The organism is Vibrio artabrorum, from assembly GCF_024347295.1.
Lineage (GTDB): Bacteria > Pseudomonadota > Gammaproteobacteria > Enterobacterales > Vibrionaceae > Vibrio > Vibrio artabrorum.
In genome coordinates this window covers 248,255-266,245 of record NZ_AP025459.1, presented here as the reverse complement: position 1 = coordinate 266,245, position 17,991 = coordinate 248,255, and the positions used below count along the sequence as shown (strand labels likewise).

19 protein-coding genes are annotated in these 17,991 nt (G+C 43.7%); 8 read left to right on the top strand and 11 right to left on the bottom strand.

The features are described 5' to 3' along the window. Positions 1 to 32: 32 nt before the first annotated feature. Positions 33 to 1,181, top strand: coding sequence for a mannitol-1-phosphate 5-dehydrogenase (locus tag OCU36_RS15375; RefSeq protein WP_261840417.1), 1,149 nt, complete (start codon positions 33 to 35; stop codon positions 1,179 to 1,181). 50 nt (positions 1,182 to 1,231) lie between these two features. After that, complete coding sequence (locus OCU36_RS15370; RefSeq protein WP_261840416.1) at positions 1,232 to 1,768, top strand: MltR family transcriptional regulator; 537 nt, start codon at positions 1,232 to 1,234, stop codon at positions 1,766 to 1,768. A 33-nt stretch (positions 1,769 to 1,801) separates the two neighbouring features. Here the strand turns inward: OCU36_RS15370 and OCU36_RS15365 are convergent, their stop codons facing one another. The 4 genes from OCU36_RS15365 to OCU36_RS15350 all read right to left on the bottom strand — a co-directional run bounded on the left by OCU36_RS15365 (position 1,802) and on the right by OCU36_RS15350 (position 4,283). After that, on the bottom strand, positions 1,802 to 2,215 hold the full coding sequence (locus OCU36_RS15365; protein ID WP_261840415.1) for a glucosamine-6-phosphate deaminase: 414 nt from the start codon (positions 2,213 to 2,215) through the stop codon (positions 1,802 to 1,804). A gap of 32 nt (positions 2,216 to 2,247) precedes the next feature. Further along, positions 2,248 to 2,523, bottom strand: coding sequence for a hypothetical protein (locus OCU36_RS15360; RefSeq protein WP_261840414.1), 276 nt, complete (start codon positions 2,521 to 2,523; stop codon positions 2,248 to 2,250). Positions 2,524 to 2,625: 102 nt separating this feature from the next. Next, a complete protein-coding gene (gene nagB / locus OCU36_RS15355) occupies positions 2,626 to 3,426 on the bottom strand; it encodes a glucosamine-6-phosphate deaminase (RefSeq protein WP_261840413.1) in 801 nt (266 codons plus the stop codon). A 503-nt stretch (positions 3,427 to 3,929) separates the two neighbouring features. Further along, positions 3,930 to 4,283: a DUF413 domain-containing protein gene (locus tag OCU36_RS15350; RefSeq protein WP_261840412.1), complete on the bottom strand. Its 354-nt coding sequence runs from the start codon at positions 4,281 to 4,283 to the stop codon at positions 3,930 to 3,932. A gap of 155 nt (positions 4,284 to 4,438) precedes the next feature. On the opposite strand from OCU36_RS15350, the gene OCU36_RS15345 reads away from it, so the two are divergent. Further along, positions 4,439 to 5,329: a LysR family transcriptional regulator gene (locus OCU36_RS15345; protein WP_261840411.1), complete on the top strand. Its 891-nt coding sequence runs from the start codon at positions 4,439 to 4,441 to the stop codon at positions 5,327 to 5,329. Between the two features lie 111 nt (positions 5,330 to 5,440). Here the strand turns inward: OCU36_RS15345 and OCU36_RS15340 are convergent, their stop codons facing one another. Further along, positions 5,441 to 5,644 carry a hypothetical protein gene (locus OCU36_RS15340; RefSeq protein ID WP_261840410.1) on the bottom strand — a complete coding sequence of 68 codons (204 nt, stop codon included), beginning with the start codon at positions 5,642 to 5,644 and terminating at the stop codon, positions 5,441 to 5,443. 269 nt (positions 5,645 to 5,913) lie between these two features. After that, positions 5,914 to 7,353: a sodium:proton antiporter NhaD gene (nhaD, locus tag OCU36_RS15335; protein ID WP_261840409.1), complete on the bottom strand. Its 1,440-nt coding sequence runs from the start codon at positions 7,351 to 7,353 to the stop codon at positions 5,914 to 5,916. A 411-nt stretch (positions 7,354 to 7,764) separates the two neighbouring features. Between nhaD and OCU36_RS15330 the strand changes: the two genes are divergently transcribed. Then, positions 7,765 to 8,511 (top strand): nucleoside recognition domain-containing protein, encoded by a 747-nt coding sequence (locus OCU36_RS15330; protein ID WP_261840408.1) that lies wholly within the window; start codon positions 7,765 to 7,767, stop codon positions 8,509 to 8,511. After that, positions 8,508 to 8,975, top strand: a complete 468-nt coding sequence (locus OCU36_RS15325; RefSeq protein WP_261840407.1) for a YjiG family protein — start codon at positions 8,508 to 8,510, stop codon at positions 8,973 to 8,975. The genes OCU36_RS15330 and OCU36_RS15325 overlap by 4 nt, the downstream gene beginning before the upstream one ends. Before the next feature lie 166 nt (positions 8,976 to 9,141). Here OCU36_RS15325 and OCU36_RS15320 read toward each other — a convergent pair whose 3' ends face one another. The 3 genes from OCU36_RS15320 to OCU36_RS15310 all read right to left on the bottom strand — a co-directional run bounded on the left by OCU36_RS15320 (position 9,142) and on the right by OCU36_RS15310 (position 12,055). Next, positions 9,142 to 9,789 (bottom strand): START domain-containing protein, encoded by a 648-nt coding sequence (locus OCU36_RS15320; protein WP_261840406.1) that lies wholly within the window; start codon positions 9,787 to 9,789, stop codon positions 9,142 to 9,144. Between the two features lie 145 nt (positions 9,790 to 9,934). Continuing rightward, on the bottom strand, positions 9,935 to 10,975 hold the full coding sequence (locus tag OCU36_RS15315; protein WP_261840405.1) for an acyltransferase: 1,041 nt from the start codon (positions 10,973 to 10,975) through the stop codon (positions 9,935 to 9,937). A 123-nt stretch (positions 10,976 to 11,098) separates the two neighbouring features. After that, positions 11,099 to 12,055, bottom strand: coding sequence for an AEC family transporter (locus OCU36_RS15310; protein WP_261840404.1), 957 nt, complete (start codon positions 12,053 to 12,055; stop codon positions 11,099 to 11,101). Positions 12,056 to 12,247: 192 nt separating this feature from the next. On the opposite strand from OCU36_RS15310, the gene OCU36_RS15305 reads away from it, so the two are divergent. Both OCU36_RS15305 and OCU36_RS15300 read left to right on the top strand, forming a co-directional pair. Then, complete coding sequence (locus tag OCU36_RS15305) at positions 12,248 to 12,841, top strand: TetR/AcrR family transcriptional regulator (RefSeq protein WP_261840403.1); 594 nt, start codon at positions 12,248 to 12,250, stop codon at positions 12,839 to 12,841. A gap of 199 nt (positions 12,842 to 13,040) precedes the next feature. Further along, positions 13,041 to 13,895: an alpha/beta fold hydrolase gene (locus OCU36_RS15300; protein WP_261840402.1), complete on the top strand. Its 855-nt coding sequence runs from the start codon at positions 13,041 to 13,043 to the stop codon at positions 13,893 to 13,895. A 108-nt stretch (positions 13,896 to 14,003) separates the two neighbouring features. On the opposite strand, the gene OCU36_RS15295 is transcribed toward OCU36_RS15300, so the two are convergent. Together OCU36_RS15295 and OCU36_RS15290 are read right to left on the bottom strand one after the other, a co-directional pair. Then, positions 14,004 to 16,544 carry a glycosyl hydrolase family 18 protein gene (locus tag OCU36_RS15295; RefSeq protein WP_261840401.1) on the bottom strand — a complete coding sequence of 847 codons (2,541 nt, stop codon included), beginning with the start codon at positions 16,542 to 16,544 and terminating at the stop codon, positions 14,004 to 14,006. Between the two features lie 384 nt (positions 16,545 to 16,928). Next, positions 16,929 to 17,393 carry a DUF2850 domain-containing protein gene (locus OCU36_RS15290; protein WP_261840400.1) on the bottom strand — a complete coding sequence of 155 codons (465 nt, stop codon included), beginning with the start codon at positions 17,391 to 17,393 and terminating at the stop codon, positions 16,929 to 16,931. A gap of 308 nt (positions 17,394 to 17,701) precedes the next feature. Here OCU36_RS15290 and ppnP point away from each other — a divergent pair, with 308 nt between their 5' ends. Beyond that, on the top strand, positions 17,702 to 17,983 hold the full coding sequence (gene ppnP / locus OCU36_RS15285) for a pyrimidine/purine nucleoside phosphorylase (RefSeq protein WP_261840399.1): 282 nt from the start codon (positions 17,702 to 17,704) through the stop codon (positions 17,981 to 17,983). Positions 17,984 to 17,991: the final 8 nt, after the last annotated feature.

Genomic DNA, 17,991 nt, shown 5'->3' with positions numbered 1-17,991 from the left:
ATCTAGATTCAAATATTTATAAGGTAAAGATTATGAAAGCGTTACATTTTGGTGCAGGTAATATCGGTCGTGGTTTCATTGGTAAGCTTCTTTCTGATGCTGGTATGAAGGTTACGTTTGCTGACGTAAATGAAACGGTTGTCAATGCGTTAATTGAACGCCAAGAATACCCAGTAAAGATAGTTGGTGAAGAGTGTGTTGTTGAGATCGTTAAAAACGTGACAGCAGTAAACTCAGCGACAAGCGCTGTGGTAGATTGCATTGCTGAGTCTGATCTAGTGACGACAGCGGTTGGTCCTACAGTTCTTAAAATTATCTCTAAGTCTATCGCGCAAGGCATTGAAAAGCGTGTAGCAACAAACAACACTGCACCAATGAACATCATCGCGGCAGAGAACATGGTTCGCGGTACTAGCCAATTAAAAGCAGCAGTGTTAGAGCACCTTTCTGATGAAATGAAAGCGTTCACTGAAGAGCACATTGGCTTTGTTGATTCAGCGGTTGACCGTATTGTTCCACCTGCAGAAGCGGGCGAAACAGACCCTCTAGCGGTAACGGTTGAAACATTCAGCGAGTGGATCGTAGACCAAACACAGTTCAAAGGTGAGATTCCAAACATCCCAGGCATGGAATGCACTGACAACCTAATGGCATTTGTTGAGCGTAAACTGTTCACGCTAAATACGGGTCACTTGGTAACGGCGTACCTTGGTGTGCTTGCGGGTCATGAGACGATTAAAGACTCTATCGAAGATGACGTGATCCGAGCTGAAGTAACAGCGACGATGGAAGAGAGTGGTGCGGTTCTGATTAAGCGCTATGGCTTTGATCCAGAAGCTCACGCTGCCTACATCCAAAAGATTCTAGGTCGTTTTGCTAACCCGTTCCTACGTGATGAAGTAGACCGTGTTGGTCGTCAGCCAATTCGTAAACTGAGCCCGCAAGACCGCCTAGTCAAACCTCTAAACGGTACGTTAGAGTACGGCTTACCGAATGCTCACTTAGTAAAAGCAATCGCTGCTGCGTTCCATTACAAGAACGAAGACGACCCTCAAGCCGTTGAACTTCAAGCAATGTTCGCAGAAAAAGGCTTTGCTGAGACATTAGCGCACTATTCTGAGCTGAATAGTGACTCAGAAGTTGTTAAACTAGCAGAAGAAGCTTATCTAGCATTGAAATGATAAACCATCAAAGTGCTACATCAGTGGCACTTTATTCTTTTAGAGCAACCATGCCCATACATACAACACTCGAATCAGATTTACTCGAAGAACTAGCCGAATCAGCTAATGCTGCGGAGTGCCTGTTGTGCGCTTACGATGTCTTAGAAGATATGCTGGACGCTTTGTTGAAAAGTATCTTCTATAAAGATGACTACGCAGTAAAATTTGTTGTCGATCCTCTCCTTACCACTGATGGCCCTTTAGGGGAAATTCTTGTTCGAACAAAATTATTGTTAGGGTTAGGCGTGATCAGTAAAGAAGTGTATGACGATATTGAAGTTTTCGTTACTCTAAAAGAGTGGGTAAATGTTCAAGACGGTCAGGTGAATTTCTGGGGGCAAGATGTCGTTTTTGAACTTAATCGTATCAATGCTATTCAAAAAATGATGCCAATCGACTACGCCCCGGAGTTGGTCGAAGGCATGTCTGATGATATGAAGCAGATGTTTTTAGAGCGTCACTTTCAAAAAGTGCGCTCTACGATAGTGCTAGCGGTTAATGATATACATCAGCAGCTAGCGAAAGAGAATGTGCTGACTTCTTAAGCTATTTCTAGGTAGTGAAAGTAAGTTAAGTGCTTATGACTCTACCTTTGCCAACCACAGATCACACTGAGCGAGGAGTTCTTGCAAAAATAGAGTAGGGTTCGCAAGCTTTTCACTTCCTTTTATACTCGTTGTCGTTGCTTGCCAAAAACTCAGTGAGACTAGGTTTCTTTTGTATAGAAACTCATTTAATTCCGTTGATGAAAGCGGAAGAGATTCACCAAATACATCATGTAGCCGTTGTATAATCGGTTGTAACTCTACAATAGTGCCCTTTAGGAACTGCTCTGCCGTCAGATCTTTAATGGCTTGGACATCACTAGAGCTGTTTTGTTTACAAAGTGCTCTAATCGATTGGTAGAGTGAATTTTCTAATCTTTGTACTGAAAGCAGAGCTTGTCCAAGTAGAGATAGTTGTTCACTACTTAGGTTAGTTGTATCTGTCATTTAAGTCAGTTCCTAATAAATTGAAGCCTGTTTTACCTGAATTTTGATCTAGCTTGTTCGGGCGTATATGTGTCTGCATTGAAAATAATATAGTCACCACTTATCAATTTTGTGTATTGAACCTTTCCTTTAAATCCAATATTTCCAAGCTTTTTTAGAAGATTAAGCTTGGCGTTATCATAGACAACATTCAAAAAAGGAAGGTGGCTAGAGTGAACTACGCCGTGTAGGTTAAACTCTTCTAATGCTTCTGAGAGGTGATCACTGTCAGTTAGTTCGATGACCTCGACAATTTCATTCAACAACATGTCTATTTCCATATTTTCTAGTTGATACGATTGTGACATAAAAAAAAAACCACTTCCGATAGAAGAAGTGGTTTTAATTCTGTAATCAAGATCTACATCAAATTATAGGTCTTGGATGTTCGCAGCTTCTAGCTCTTGGAAGTAGCGAAGAGTTTTAACTTTTAGCTCTTGTTGAGCTGGTTCATCGGCAACGATGATCGCTTTGCGGTGCATTTGTAGAGCAGTAACTGTCCACATATGGTTTACAGAACCTTCGATAGCCATTTGAAGAGCTTGAGCTTTGTTGTGACCTAAAGAAAGGATCATCACTTCTTCGGCATCGAGAAGAGTCGCAACACCAATGGTCAGTGCGTATTTAGGAACTTGGTTGATATCGCCATCGAAGAAACGAGAGTTCGCGATACGAGTGTCTTCAGTCAGTGTTTTGATACGAGTGCGTGAAGATAGAGAAGAACCTGGTTCGTTGAATGCGATGTGACCGTCGATGCCTACGCCGCCCATGAACAGGTTGATTTTGCCGTATGAACGGATTTTTTCTTCGTATGCTGCACAGTGAGCATCGATGTCTTCAGCTTTGCCGTCTAACAGGTTGATGTTTTCTGCTTGAATATCAACGTGGTTGAAGAAGTTTTCGTGCATGAATGTGCGGTAAGACTCCGGGTGGTTAGGGTCGATACCAACGTACTCATCCATATTGAACGTTACCACGTGCTTGAAACTTACTTCATCTGCTTTGTACAGTTCAATAAGCTCAGCGTAAGTCGTTAGAGGTGTACTACCAGTAGGAAGGCCTAGTACAAATGGACGCTCAGCAGTTGGAGCGAACTTGTTGATAGAATCTGCGATATGACGAGCAGCCCATTTACCTACTTGTGCTTTGTTGCTTAATGGAATAAGTCTCATTATTTTTGCCCCTAGATATTAGAAATTAGAGTGTTCTCAAACATTAATTCGCATTATAAAATAAGTTATCAGGTTCCGCTATTGTTTTAAGTCAATTTTTTGAAATTTTCGCCATATTTGTGACTCGCTGTATCAATATCACACAATGATGATAGGGATATTTGGTGGCGTTAAACAAGGTTAATGCGTTTCAATTCGATAGAAATGTTATCTTATTTCCGCAGGTTAAAGGGCATTAATTTCAAGGTGGTGATGAGCTATAAGTGTATTGTGGGGGCTAGAAAGCAGAGGAAGAGGCTGTAGCAAAACAAGTGAGATGAAGTATAATTATCTTCATTGTGATCTTGGTGCTATTTTGTAATTTATTTAAGCTATCGCTATGAATTTTATATCAATATTGGTAAAAGTGAATAGTTTAGCTAAACTCACTATTAGGTAGCAAGAAGAAGTGGATTGAAGACAAAAAAGCCCAAAGTGAAGAGGTATCACTTTGAGCCTTTTTACTAATCTTCTAACACTAATTCATTTTCATCTTCTTCCCTAGGTACCTCACCGCGTTTGCAGCCGTTTAGGGTGTGAAAGCGACGTCGTCCACGAGCTAGCTGTATGTATTTTAACCAGACTCGCTCTAACTTGGACTTAGCCTTATGAGGATGAGACAACACTTTAATGAAGTGTTTTTCTTCTGCATTGGTTGGTGTGAGTTCGCCGGTCTCAAGTGCAAGCATTGTGTCACCAAACAAGGTTAGGATTTCCTCTTCTGAAAGAGTAAAATCACCTGACTTTGCGAAGCCTCGCGGGAATTTAATTGTGTCATAAAAACGTTTTTTTCCGTGTCGGAATTCGGTCTCAGACATATCAGCCTCAGTAATGTGGTTAGATAAAAAATTAGTGTTTATTGCTCACGCGAAAATATTGTTAAAAGGTAAAAATGGAAAACAAAACTTTTTTTCCTTGACGATAAATAATCCTAGATCGGCTAGTTGGCAGATTTATTACAGAGATGTATTTGATGGATGTAAAAGTATTCAGAACCTTTCTTGAGGTTGCAAGGGTGCGCCATTTTGGGCGTGCAGCGGAAAATTTGTATTTAACACAGGCGGCGGTGAGTGCGCGTATCAAACAGTTAGAAGGCTATTTTGATACTCAGCTCTTCATTCGTGACCGTAATAATATCAAACTCACCTCTTCAGGTGAGCGTTTGATAGGTTATGCTGAAGTGATGGTTTCTACTTTACAACAAGCCAAATTTGAACTGTCGTTAGAGAGTGGTAAAGCCTTGCAGTTAACACTGGGTGGCACTCCGAATATTTGGGATGCATATCTGCAAAATTGTTTGAGTGTGGTGACCGATTCTCTGGGGGGATATGGCTTTATGGCCGAGGTGATGGGCCGAGAGCAACTCAATCGTCACCTGTTAGAAAGAACCTTAGATATGGCTTTCGCTTTCGATCAGATCAAAGCGGAAGAGTTGAATTGTAAAAAAGTGGCTGATTTGGTTTTGGTGTTGGTATCAACGCAGCAAGATGATCTGGAGTCGGTATTCCAACATAAATATGTCTATGTAGACTGGGGAACGCGTTTTGGCTCTGAACACGCTGAGCGTCACCCCAAAGTGCCTGCTCCGTATTTACGCACCTCAACGGCTCGTATCGCTTTAGACTTTATCTTGGAGAAAGGGGGAAGCGCTTACTTACCGGTATCGCTAGTGGAACCTTTTATTGCTTCGGGTCAGTTACACAAAGTGAAAGGGGTCGAAGACTGGTATCGGCCAATTTACTTGAGCTACCGTAAAAGCAGTACTTCAGTTGAGGCGATTATACAGGTTGAAAAACTCGTGAATGAGATTGACCCATCAACAGCGTATACGCTGCAACAAGCGGCAGAACAAACACCGGAATAATGGCTTTCGTTGCCATCAATACGTTTTGTTGATTGAATAAAATGGCTCCTTTGTGAGCCATTTTATTTTCAAATCAGTGTTAGCCTAGTATCGGTCACCTCGCGAAAGAGACTAGAGGTTCATTAAGTTTTCGATTGACTCTTCAAGAGAGTGAGACAGGTACGAATGGATTTGATGCCCATCAGTGGCATCAATTTCAATCTTGGCAATTCCTTTGTCAGCTTGTTCCTCAAGTAGATTGAGAGATTGTTCGACCGATTGACAGATGAGAACTTGTTGGTTTGATAACACAATTCGACACGTGTGAAGATCCATAGCCTTTTTCCTTATTATTCAATAGGTCTTAGCATCTTTGTGTGCTCAGTACCTATCGTTGACGTTGTGAGAAGAATCCTTTCTCTAAAGTAAACTTAGTCGAATTGAACGAAATTTAAACTTTTTTTTGATTTATCTGGTCTTTGCTGCGAAAACCGCAGCGGTTGACATTGGAAAGCGTTGCGTTAAAGGTGTGACTAACGCATCAAAAGCCGATGTCCAGTAATTTGACTGGACAAGGGGTATCAAGTTTTTGAGCCTTCATATCACTAGAAAAGGCGACCATTGAGCCATAGATGAGTCGCGATGCTGATGGCGTAACCTATCATGATCACTGGCATCCATTTTAAGTGACCAAAGAAGGTATATTTGCCGTGTGCTGCCCCCATTAGTGCCACACCTGCAGCACTGCCTACAGACAGTAAGCTGCCGCCAACGCCTGCGGTTAAGGTAATAAGTAGCCAGTTACCCATCGACATTTGTGGCTCCATGGATAACACTGCAAACATCACCGGAATGTTATCGACAATCGCAGACAAGATCCCCACCATGATGTTGGCCCAAATGGGATTCCATTGGCTGTACATTATGCCTGAAGCGAGTTCCAAATAGCCCAGTAAACTTAAACCACCAACACACATTACAACCCCGTAGAAGAACAGCAGTGTGTCCCATTCGGCATGCGATACTCTTCGAAATACATCAAAGGGCACAACTGACCCGAGTCGCTTCAATGCCCCTTCATCGTTGTTGGCGATCGCCACCGCTTTTTTCTTCGCGAGTGAATTGGGTAAGGTCTTACGTAAGTAAAAGCCAAAGAATTGCAGATAGGCCAGTCCCATCATCATCCCCATCACAGGAGGGAAATGAAGTACTGCATGGAAAGCAACGGCAGTCGCTATTGTCATGATGAACAAGAATACAATGCGTCTTGCGCCACGTTTTAATTCAACGTGTTGATGAACCGTATCGGGCTGAGTCGTGGGTACAAAATAAGACATGATCAGTGCGGGAACGAGATAGTTCACCACGGAAGGAATAAACAGAGGAATGAACTCACTAAAACTCACATAACCAGCCTGCCACACCATGAGCGTTGTAATGTCGCCAAAGGGGCTAAAAGCGCCGCCAGCGTTGGCTGCAATGACGATATTTACGCAGGCGAGGTTAACGAATTTGGGATTCGATCCTGCGACCTTGAGAACCACGGCACACATTAATAGCGCGGTGGTGAGGTTATCGGCAATCGGCGAAATAAAAAAGGCCAGAATACCGGTTATCCAGAACAATGAGCGGAAATTGAAGCCCTTGCCCACCATCCATGCTTGTAGGGCATCAAATAACCTTCTCTCTTCCATGGCACTGATGTAAGTCATCGCCACGAGTAGGAAAAGTAACAACTCGGCGTATTCCAGTAGGTTGTGCTCGAGAGCCTGTTTAGCCACCTCAACAAGATCGTGCTCTTGGTAGGTAAAACCTATGATGATCCAGATGAGACCTGCCGCAAGTAAAACAGGCTTAGATTTTCGGAGCTTTAGGTACTCTTCCATCATCACCACGATATAAGCGATGACGAAAATGGTCAGAGAAAGATAGCCAGCAAACGAGCTGGTGAGCTTGAGAGGTTCTCCTAGCGGTGATGTGGCAGCACTTGCGGCTGTCGAAAAGAATAATAATGAGAGAACAGCAGAAAGCTGGATACCTACCATGGATTGCGCTCCGAAGTTAATGAGTTATTAACACGCATAAAAGCGTAGACCTAAATAACCAGGTAGGGCGTGATAGATGTCTGTTTATTCAATAGATTATGGTGAAAAAACTATAAATGTCCGGTTGGTTACTGTTGCTCAAATGATAAAAAACATGGAGCAATCATCATTGATTTTTCTGCTTTTTTTTATGCTATTAAAGCGGTTTATATTTAGTGCTGTATGTTATTTATTTAGCTTCAAGCAGTACATTCTTCTGCATTTAAATCCAAGTCACAGTTTTAAATATTCCATTGTCTCTTTCGTTTAAACCGCGGAACTATTTGATTTTAGTCACACACTTTCGAGTAATTAGTTTGCATTATTGATTGCGTGTTCTGTTCCACATAAACCAGATGTATAGAGGCCATTATGACTAATCCAACCAATACCGATCGTAAAGTCACGGTCGGGAGTTACATTGCACTCGCTTTTGCGATTGTGTTTTTTTCGGGCTTAATGCAGTCAAATGAATGGTATGGAGTGTTCGATTTTACGACGCTCAATGGTTCATTTGGCAAAGTTGCTTACGATGTCAGTGAAACGGCTGATGGTATTCAAGCAGCAACAACGTCATTGCGTGGCCAAGGTGGTAATGGAGCTCGTGACGGCTTTATTTTTGCTTTGACATTGATTCCGACCGTGATGTTTGCACTTGGTATGATCAACGTACTTGAGCATTATGGTGCTCTTGATGCCGCGCGTAGATTGCTTACTCCTATGCTTCGTCCTTTAATGGGGATTCCTGGTAATTCTGGTTTGGCTCTTATTGCCTCTCTACAAAGTACTGACGCTGGTGCCGCAATGACTCGGCAGTTGAAAGATGAGGGACATCTTACTAAGCGTGAAACCGACGTTTTTACTATGTTTCAGTTCACAGCTGGTGCGGCGATCGTTAACTTTTTTTCATCGGGCGCGGTGTTGTTTACTCTGACGGCGATGGATGGATCTCTTGCGGTAACATCGTCTATTGGTTTAGCGGTTGCCGTGATGTTTGTTTTCAAATTTGTCGGTGCGAACCTGTTCCGTATCTACCTCAATATTACTGAAGGCAAAGAAGACAAACCAAAATCAGAAAAAGAACAAAAACAAAAATTGGAAGAGGAAGTGGCATTATGAGCGAAGTGAAAGCAAAAAAACCAATGGTTACTGATATTTTCGTGGAAGGTGCTAAGAAAGGCTGGGTAATTGCGACCACTTCGACTGTGCCTAATGTTTTAATGGCGTTTGTGATCATCAAGGCGTTGCAAATTACCGGAGCGTTGGATCTGATGGGTAGCGTGTTTGCGCCTATCATGGCTGTATTTGGCTTACCCGGTGAAGCGGCTGCCGTATTGATTGGCGCTTGGATGTCGATGGGGGGAGCGGTCGGTGTGGTTATCACGCTGTTTGATCAAGGTATCCTGAACGGTACTCATATCGCTATCTTGGCGCCTGCTATTTACTTGATGGGCTCACAAGTGCAATACATGGGGCGTATTATGGGCCCAATTGGGACTGAAGGTCGTTATATCCCAGTGATGATCGCGATTTCAGTGTTGAATGCCTTTGGCGCGATGTTCTTGATGAGCATGATTTTGTAACGTGAATCCGGCTTGATGCCACACATCATGAAAAAGAAAACCCCGTTTGGCGTCCATCAAGCGGGGTTTATTTATTATGGCTGTTGTTGATGATTTTTGACACGTAAAATCTAACAAGCATAATGCATGCTTTTGTGGCTTAGTTTGTATCTGCATCCGAATTCGCTCACTCGCTTGGTAGGTTTGGGTGTTGTTGGCTTTGGTATTTGGGTAACTGCTCTCTTAACCCTTTAAATGTGTTCAATGCGCTGCTAATGGATAATTTGTTCATTAACCAATTGGGCAGAATACCGCCCGCGTTGGCGTACGCGGTATAGGTGATGTAGGTATTACTATTGTTGAGTGGCTGAAGTGTCCATAAAGCTTTTACATTGTAAATTCGAATATACCCGGGCTCTTTGGGCAAATAAGTCGATGCATCTTTAATCGACAAAATAAACTGATCATTGTCAATTGTGTATTTAGAGTAGGTCACCATATCTCGGTCTCTGGCAGGCCAAGGTGCTTTGAATTGGGTATAAACGATATTTTCCGTTGCTGAAATTTGCCTCAAAACTCGACTTTCCGACACATTATCAACCCAATTCGGTACGTTCTGACTGTCTTCCAATAGCGACAAAAAACCGGAATAAGTGGTGGGGGTTTGCATTTGTGCTCGTATCTCAACCAAGCCTTCACGATGCGCCCTTTTGTGAATGATGATACCCGCTTCGCTTTTTACAAATACCCAAGGTAACTCACTGCTTGAAAATGCAAAGGGGCTAATCAACAAAGCAAAGAAAATAACAGCGGTTGTTGGTTGGTTGATTTTCATTCTTCGTCCTGAAAAAGAAAAGGTTACAATCAAGTTGTAACCTCTTTGATGCTATATGCCAACATCGAGCGGGAGTTTATGCCTTTCTATCTGACTTTGTGGACGCATTAGTTTCGCTCAATTCGGTATTAATGTTGTTATTGAGTTAACGCAACAGCCACGGCTTTAGTGGTGTCCTTTCAATAACGGTCACTAACATTAAGCTTAGTACAAATGTTGCAAAGAATACGGTGACGTCTTTTGCCATTTCTGTGATCCCCAGTATTCGGCAGACATTGAACAACATGATAATGATCAACAGATGGCTTACGTAGATACCCAACATACGGTTTGAAATGGCACGAACCCAAGCGTAGTCACCGAGGTTTGGATTAGCTAAAAGCCACATGAACACCCCCACGCCCCACAAAGCCGTACCAAACAAGAAATCGTGAGTATTAAAGGCGATATCAAACTGGGTTAACCATGCTGCCTCAGCAAAATGAATCACCATGCCTAACGCGAATAACCCCAATGCCTTAGCGGATGATATTTTGCATTGATGCTGACGAATGATAAAACCTAAACTCACCATTAACGTGCTAAAGAACGGGCCATTGCGAGTAAAAAAAGGAGCACTGAGGTCGGTTAAACTTGTGTAACTGCCTGCCAACACTCCGTATACGTAAAGTAAAATTGCCACAGGCAATAGTCGTTTATCGAGTTTCATCTCAACCATTAAGGCGATGATTAAAACGGCGCACACTAGAGCAGGAATGAACCATAAGTGCACCAATCCACCCTCCAAAAAAGAGTTGAGAGGGGTATTCATTAAGAAGCCCCAATAGCCTTCACGTTCGCCTAGATAGCCAAACTCTTCTACCTTCGCGAGGTTGAAAGGCATGACTAAACAAATGATGCTCCATGCCAACCAGACTTTCAGCAGTGGTTTGGAATAGTTGATCACTGTTGTCCAAGGCGAGGCGGTAAGCTTAGGTTGAATCAGATAGCCGGAAATAAGGAAGAACAAAGGTACGGCGAAACGAGCGGATTGGTTGAGCACATAGCCAACCCATGGAACGTCATTGATTTGCCAATAAGTAAGTGCCATTTGGCCGTGTAAACCAATGATCGCTAAGATAGCAATCACTCGACCCAGCTCGATACTGGCGATGCGTTGTGAAGGCGTATATTGAACGGTAGACATATCAGATCTCTAAGAAAAAATTTCGTAGAATCTAGCAGTCTTTATGTGGAAGCTGTTAGCTTTAAATCAAAGGTGGAGGCCTTGGATATAAGGCTTATATTGATTTTTTGACGCGGGTCGCAGCTATATTAAATCCATTGCGGTTAGTGTGAATATACCAAGCGTACAAGTGATAAGTGAAACAATAGTAGTCAGTGCGATAATATTGGCTGCCAGTGTTGAATTTCCGCCCATCGCACGTGCCATCACATAGCTTGCTGCGGCGGTTGGTGCAGCGCTCATTAAGAAAATAAGACCAAGATTTAACCCTCTAAAACCGAAAAATAGCGCCGCTGAAGTGATCATTAGCGGAGCCAAAACCAGCTTGTATCCCGCAGAGAACCAGGTTGAGCCCTTGTCTTTTTTCAGAGAACGTATATCAAGCGAACCTCCGGTACATAACAGAGCCAACGGTAACGTCATATTGGCGAAATACCGCCCTGCATCGGTCACCATTTTTGGGACTGGAATCGAGAGCAAGTAGAACAAGACCCCCATCGCTATCGAGATAATAAGAGGGTTTCTAGTGAGCGTTTTAACAATCACTTGAATGGCTTTCCCCCCTGACTCTTGCCCTTTTGGAGTGAGCGCAATAACGGCCTGAATGTTATAGAGAACCGTCAGCGAGGCGACATAAAGGGCGGCGAGAGCAACGCCATCGTTCCCGTAGATATTGGCAACATAAGCGAGTCCAATAATGGCGGTATTGGCACGAAAGCCACCTTGCACAATAACCCCTTGGTCTTGAGGTTTTTTAAAGGCCACTTTAGTACTGATCGTAGTGAACACGAAGAAAGCAAGATTAGCAACTAAGCCAAAAATGATAAGTTGACCACTCGCGGTAAAATCATGGTCAGATTGAACAATGCTGAGAAATAACATCGCAGGTAGGGTGACTTGAAATACCACCTTGGATGCGACATCAATGAAATTGTCATTAATTAAGCCAATTCGCTTGAGCATAACACCAAGAAACAGCATTAAACAGATAGGGCCTGTCACCGAAGCCGAAAACGCAAACTGTTCCCAAAGTGTATCCATTCTCTTTCCTTAGTGGCTAAGCTCAATCAGTGGTTTGATTTAATAATCGGTTAACTCAAATTCCTTTGAATACTGTCGCATTTTTCCACAATTCTTTGATAAGACAAAATGAATACTAAAGAATAATGGAAAAACTTGAAAAAAAGAACGAACGTGCTAAAAATAAACCATCCATTTTATTGTTGGTGAATAATGAGCAAAGGAAAGATAACCAAAGAGTATATTTTGAGCCATGCATTTGCACTGGCGAGTGAAAATGGACTTGAGAGTTTGACGATTGGTGAATTGGCCAAGCAGTGTTGCATGTCTAAGAGTGGTTTGTTTGCGCACTTCAACTCAAAAGAGAATCTGCAACTCTCTGTACTCGAGTATTCTAATGCCATATTCACTGAAAGAGTCATTGTTCCTGCAAGAGAGCTCGGTGATGGTGATATTGAAGCGAAATTGAAACAGCTGCTCGATAATTGGCTAGGCTGGAATCATTCATTCCAAGGTAGTTGCATGTTTATTGATGCATGGAAAGATGCGGGCAGTGAAACCTCTTTGATTCAGAAGGCACTGCAAAGAACCATTTCAGTTTGGATTGATTACTTGACGATTCAGGTAGCAAAAGCGGTGGAAAACAAGCAGTTTAGAGCCGATTTAGAGCCTAAACAGGCAACTTTTGAGCTATATGGTCTCTATTTAAGTGCGAACTTGTTTTACTCACTACGAGGCCAGCAAGCGAGTCACGCGCACTTTTGGAGTGGTGTCGAACGTTTAGTCGCCAGTTGGAAAGCCGTTTAATTCACTAAGCCGTTTAACCGACAAAGCGTATCAGCTTTGCTTGAATTCGGCGGATACACATTTTAGATAAGTGGCGGGAAATGGCGGTAAACTTTTATAAGCCGCAGTCGCGCCGTTTTTATATCAACAAATAGCACGGTCGTTCGATTTTTGGGGCGAGCACGATCCGCCAGTGAAGATGGCGATACAAGGAAGGGTCATGAGTGACAAAATCTATTTTAATACATCGAACAAATTCAGCTTCAAGCGCAGCCTGATTGGAGCGACAACGAACCTGCATTACATTTTAGCGCCGGGCCATGCAAAGAAAACAGCACGTAAACTGCTGCTTACCCCGATGCGTACCGAGCAAAAAAATGCGGATCCACAAGGGCTTATCAAGAGTGAAATCAAAGGCCGTGATGGCGTTTTAAAAACGTATTCTTTGGGTAGTGGTCCCGTTTGGGTGCTGACCCATGGTTGGTCTGGCACCGCGAGTCAGTTCTTTCCTTTAATGGAACACATCGCAACTAAAGGCTTTACTGCAATGGCTTACGACCACCCTGCTCATGGTGGTAGTGATGGTGTACATGGTCATATCCCTGCGTTTGTGAACGGCCTAGAAGCGATTTTAGATTCGGTGGGTGAAGTGGCTGGTTTAGTTGGCCATAGTATGGGGACGGCTTCAGCGTTGGAATGTAAGCATGTCAAACTGGAAAATAAGCCGTTGTTGCTGATCGCACCTGTCTTGGATTATCTCGAAAACCTGTTCGGTAGTGTGGCTCGCTCGGGTTACTCGATGAAGCTGTTTGAGGCCGTAGTGGGGGAAGTAGAAGAGCAGTTTAACTACCCCATTCAGTCGGTTGATCCTTATGGTAAGTTGGCACTGCGTGAGTCTCAGACAATCATTGTTCATGACGAGCAAGACAAGTTCACTCGGTTTGATGTGTCTCAGCGCGCTGCCAATGAAATGAGTCGTGTGACTTTAATCACGACTCAAGGGCAGGGGCATGGCCGAGTGATGAAGTGCCCACAAGTGTTTGAGAGCTTTGATCATCTGATTAACCAAGTGTAATGAACGGAAGTTGAAAGATTAGAAAACACAGATAAAAAGGCCAACCAGAAACCATCGGGTTGGCCTTTACTTTTAGGTGTCGAGTTCGTGTTTAACTAACCCCTACTTTTAGCTCGCACAGTTTGCAGGACCAATCTCTTTCCACACGCCCCATTGGCCTGTTGTTGTTGGATCTTCACCTGTCGTCCACCATTTGGCTTCCCAAATCTTACCGGCATGAGTCACTTGGTCGCCGCCAGTGTAGACTGCGCTGGAATCCCAAGCGTTAGTACACGTATCGCCGCCGGTCGTTTTCATTAGGACTTTAACCGACGTAGCCGCGACCGATGTCTCCATGCCATCACTCACTGTTACTGAGAAGCTCAGTACCGTATCTTGCGAGTACTCTGCCGCCACAAAGCTCACAGAAGCACCTTGAACCGTTGCATCAATACCAGCTGGTACATCCCAAGTGAAGGTCAATGTGTCTTGGTCAGCATCGCTTGAAGCCGAAGCATCAACCACGACCACATCACCCGCATTCACTTCAGCCGGAGCCGAAACAACTGCGACTGGAGCGGTATTGGTTGGACCGGTATCTTTAGGGTTTACGGTAATCATAACCGTGTCTGTTGCTGTCGCCCCTTCGTTATCCGTCACGGTTAAGCTAAACGTTAGTGTTTCTTGTTGTGTCACTTCACCGATATCGAAGCTTGCAACAGCCGCATTGGCGTTAGCCAGTACTACCGTTGCCCCACTTACTTGTGACCAAGCGTAGCTTGTAATTGTGCCGTCACTGTCTTTTGAAGCGCTACCGTCTAAAGAGACAGAAGCCGGGCCTTCAACTGTTTGGTCAGCCCCCGCTGCAGCGGTTGGTTTACGGTTGACTGGGTCGGTCGTTCCGCCCGCCAGACCTTCATGCATTGCGTTGAGGATGTCGCCGTTATCCGCATCAATTTCCCAAGAGAATAGACCCGCAAGACCAAGGCTACGAACGTATGCGCCTTTTGCTTTTACTGAGCGGTCATCATCAAATGTAATGAGCTGACCCGAAGTACGGTTCCAAACGTAAGGCGCTTCTGCCATTTCGTCGTAACCATATTCAAAGCCGTTGATGCCTTGGTTGTTTGCACCAAGCATGTTCGCTTTAATGCCTTTGTAGTCAATAACGCCATCTTCCCATACGCCTTGCGCAGAGCTGCCGGTTAGTTTGCCATTACCTACACCCGTCATTGGGTCTGTAGGATCGGTGAGTGATGAAGGTAATACGCCCTCCCAACCACGACCATACATAGCTGTACCAACCACAAGTTTGTTCGCTGGAACACCTTGCTCAAGCAGCAATTGGATGCCGTTGTCTGTGGTGTAAGCAGGGCCAGTGTAGGGTTCGCCATTTTCATCAAGGCCTGTGCCATCACATTGACCAGGGCGCATGAAGTTACCGCAGTTAAGTGCTGTTTGGTGACCTAACACGTTGTTAAAACCGCCGTAGAAGTCGTAAGTCATTGCGAAGATGTAATCCATGTATTGGATAGCATCGCCGTAGTTCACGTCTTCAATCTTATCGTGACCAACACCGATCGCGGATGTGAGCTCGTAAGTACGGCCGTTTTCTGCTTCTAACTCATCCAACATCGCACGCAGCTCTGCCATCAATGCAACATAAGCAGGGCCGTCGTTGACAGGGTCACCAAGATCGGGCGCGGCACCGCCTCCACCTGGGTATTCCCAGTCGATATCTACACCATCGTAGAATTTCCATGTGTTAAGGAATTTTTTAACAGACGCAACGAAGGTGTCACGGTTGGCTTTCGTTGTGAAATCAAAGAACGGGTCAGATAACGTCCAGCCGCCAATCGATGGCATTATTTTTAAGTCAGGGTTGCGCTGTTTTAACGCCATCAGCATTGCGTAGTTACCCTTAATCGGGGAACTGAATTCGTGGCCTGCTTGGGGGAAACTTTTTTGGAAGGCGGCCCAAGGGTCGTGAATGACCACTTCATAATCATTAACGCCGTTACACGCTGTCACTAAGGCGGTATAGCTGTTTCCACCCACAGCCTTTACTGATTCGTTCGGACCACAAATTGGGATGAAGCCATAGAGGATATGAGTCAAATTGTCGGCAGGTATGTTGTCTACTGTGTAATCACGGCCATAGATCCCCCACTCAACAAAGTAAGTACCCACTACCGTGTTTGGATCTGTATTATATGATTTGTTGTTTGGATCAACATTCATCGTAAGTGGTGTTAAGTGTGAGCCATCAGTATCGGCGATCGTGATTTTTGCCGGTGCACTCTTACTACACCCGGTTTCATCACACGCTTCGATTTCCATTTCGAATAAGCCGCCTTGGCCGTATTCAAATGCTGCGGTAGTTTGACTGCCACTGATTGGGCCTGTAGCGACTTTAACGCCATCAAAATAGATGTTGTATGTGTCTCCTGATGTTCCGCTCCATTGATTGAATTTGACCGCGATCTTTGCTTTGTCGTGATAGGTCACCATTTGGTTGTAACCAGAAGTGGTATCCATCTCGAGTTCAATTTTAGAAAACTGTAGGTTGTTAGAACCGTACATGTCAATGCTAGGTGCTGTTGGAGCAGCTAGGGCTGTACCAGATAGCGCTAGCGCGATGCTCGCAGCACAGGTATTAATACGAATCATACTATTTCTCTCATTCCTTGAAGGTTACGAGAACCAAATGGTTCCATAAGTGGCTCCCGTCGTTTTTAAAGGAGCTTCCTAATCAGTATTCAAGATAGTTTTAATTTCATGATTGAAAATAAACGCGTTTTCGATGGACAACTAAAAAATTGTATTTTGTTGCAACTTTGTTGCTTAATTGGTGAGAGGCTGAGTCCATGTTATCGAGAATAAAACCGTCTTTAGAATGAGAGTCTTATAAGTAAAATTAGGCGATATTAAGTGATGGAAAAATGCGACAAACGAAAGGAAATATTGTTATTTGAAGGGCGGTCACAGAGTAGGATGTAGGAAGCTGTGATAGGTTATGCGCGCAATACTGTGGGTGTTCTGCAAAGGAAGGGGTTATTTTTGGAAGTGTTCTGTTAAAGAAGCGCGTCGTTGCTGCATAACACCATGGTTATCACCAGCAGCCGTATGTTCGTAGCCCTCTTTGACGAACTGTTGTGCCGGGACACTTGGAATCAGTCGTTTTAAGCGAGGTGAATCGGCGCTGCCACTGATGGTATAAACCGTTGTTCCTGAACCTGTATTGATGGTGATAAGTTTGCCATCAAAATCAAACGAGGTGCTGATTAAGCGATGATTCATCAGTACGCCATTATCTGACAGAGTGAGGGTATCCGTTTTGTAAGGTGGAGAGCCAATCTCTATCCATGTGCCATGCACATTACTTTTGCTGTCTGATTGTTGTTGGGCTTGGTAGGTAACATAACCGACAGACAGAGCAATGATAATCACCATCAATGACAAAAGGTAGCGTATTGAGGTAGCAACTAAAGTTGTTGCTTTGGTAATCTTTTTTGCCATGTTTTATCCGTCCGTCACTCATACCGCATTAAATGCTACAAACTAAAATTATAGTTTGCAAAGATGGTTGCAAGAGTTAGAAGCAGGTTCAAATGTTGTCGATATATGAATTGCTTTCGTGGCGTTTTAGCGATGTCTAAAAGTATTTATTCCGTCAATCAATCTCTATTCTCGAAAAGGTTTAAGCTATGCGTATTTATTTCTTGTAGGAAAGTCTTGAATTGGTTAAAACAATTATCACCTAAATTTACGCATAGGCTTACTCGGTGAGCTCAATAATTGCAATTTGAAGATAACAAGGAAGTACAATGATTAAAGAAAACACATACTTTGAAGGGAACGTTAAGTCGTTAGCGTTTAACCAGTCTGGGGCTGACATGAGTGTTGGTGTAATGGCGACGGGCGAGTACACATTTGGGACTGCGGCTCCAGAAAAGATGACCGTTGTTAAAGGTGCTTTGATAGTCAAGCGGGTTGGGGATGATGATTGGACAACATACCAATCTGGTGAATCTTTTGATGTTGCGGGTGACTCTTCATTCGACCTACAGGTAAAAGAAGCGACGGCTTACCTGTGTGAGTATTTGTAACCTGATCT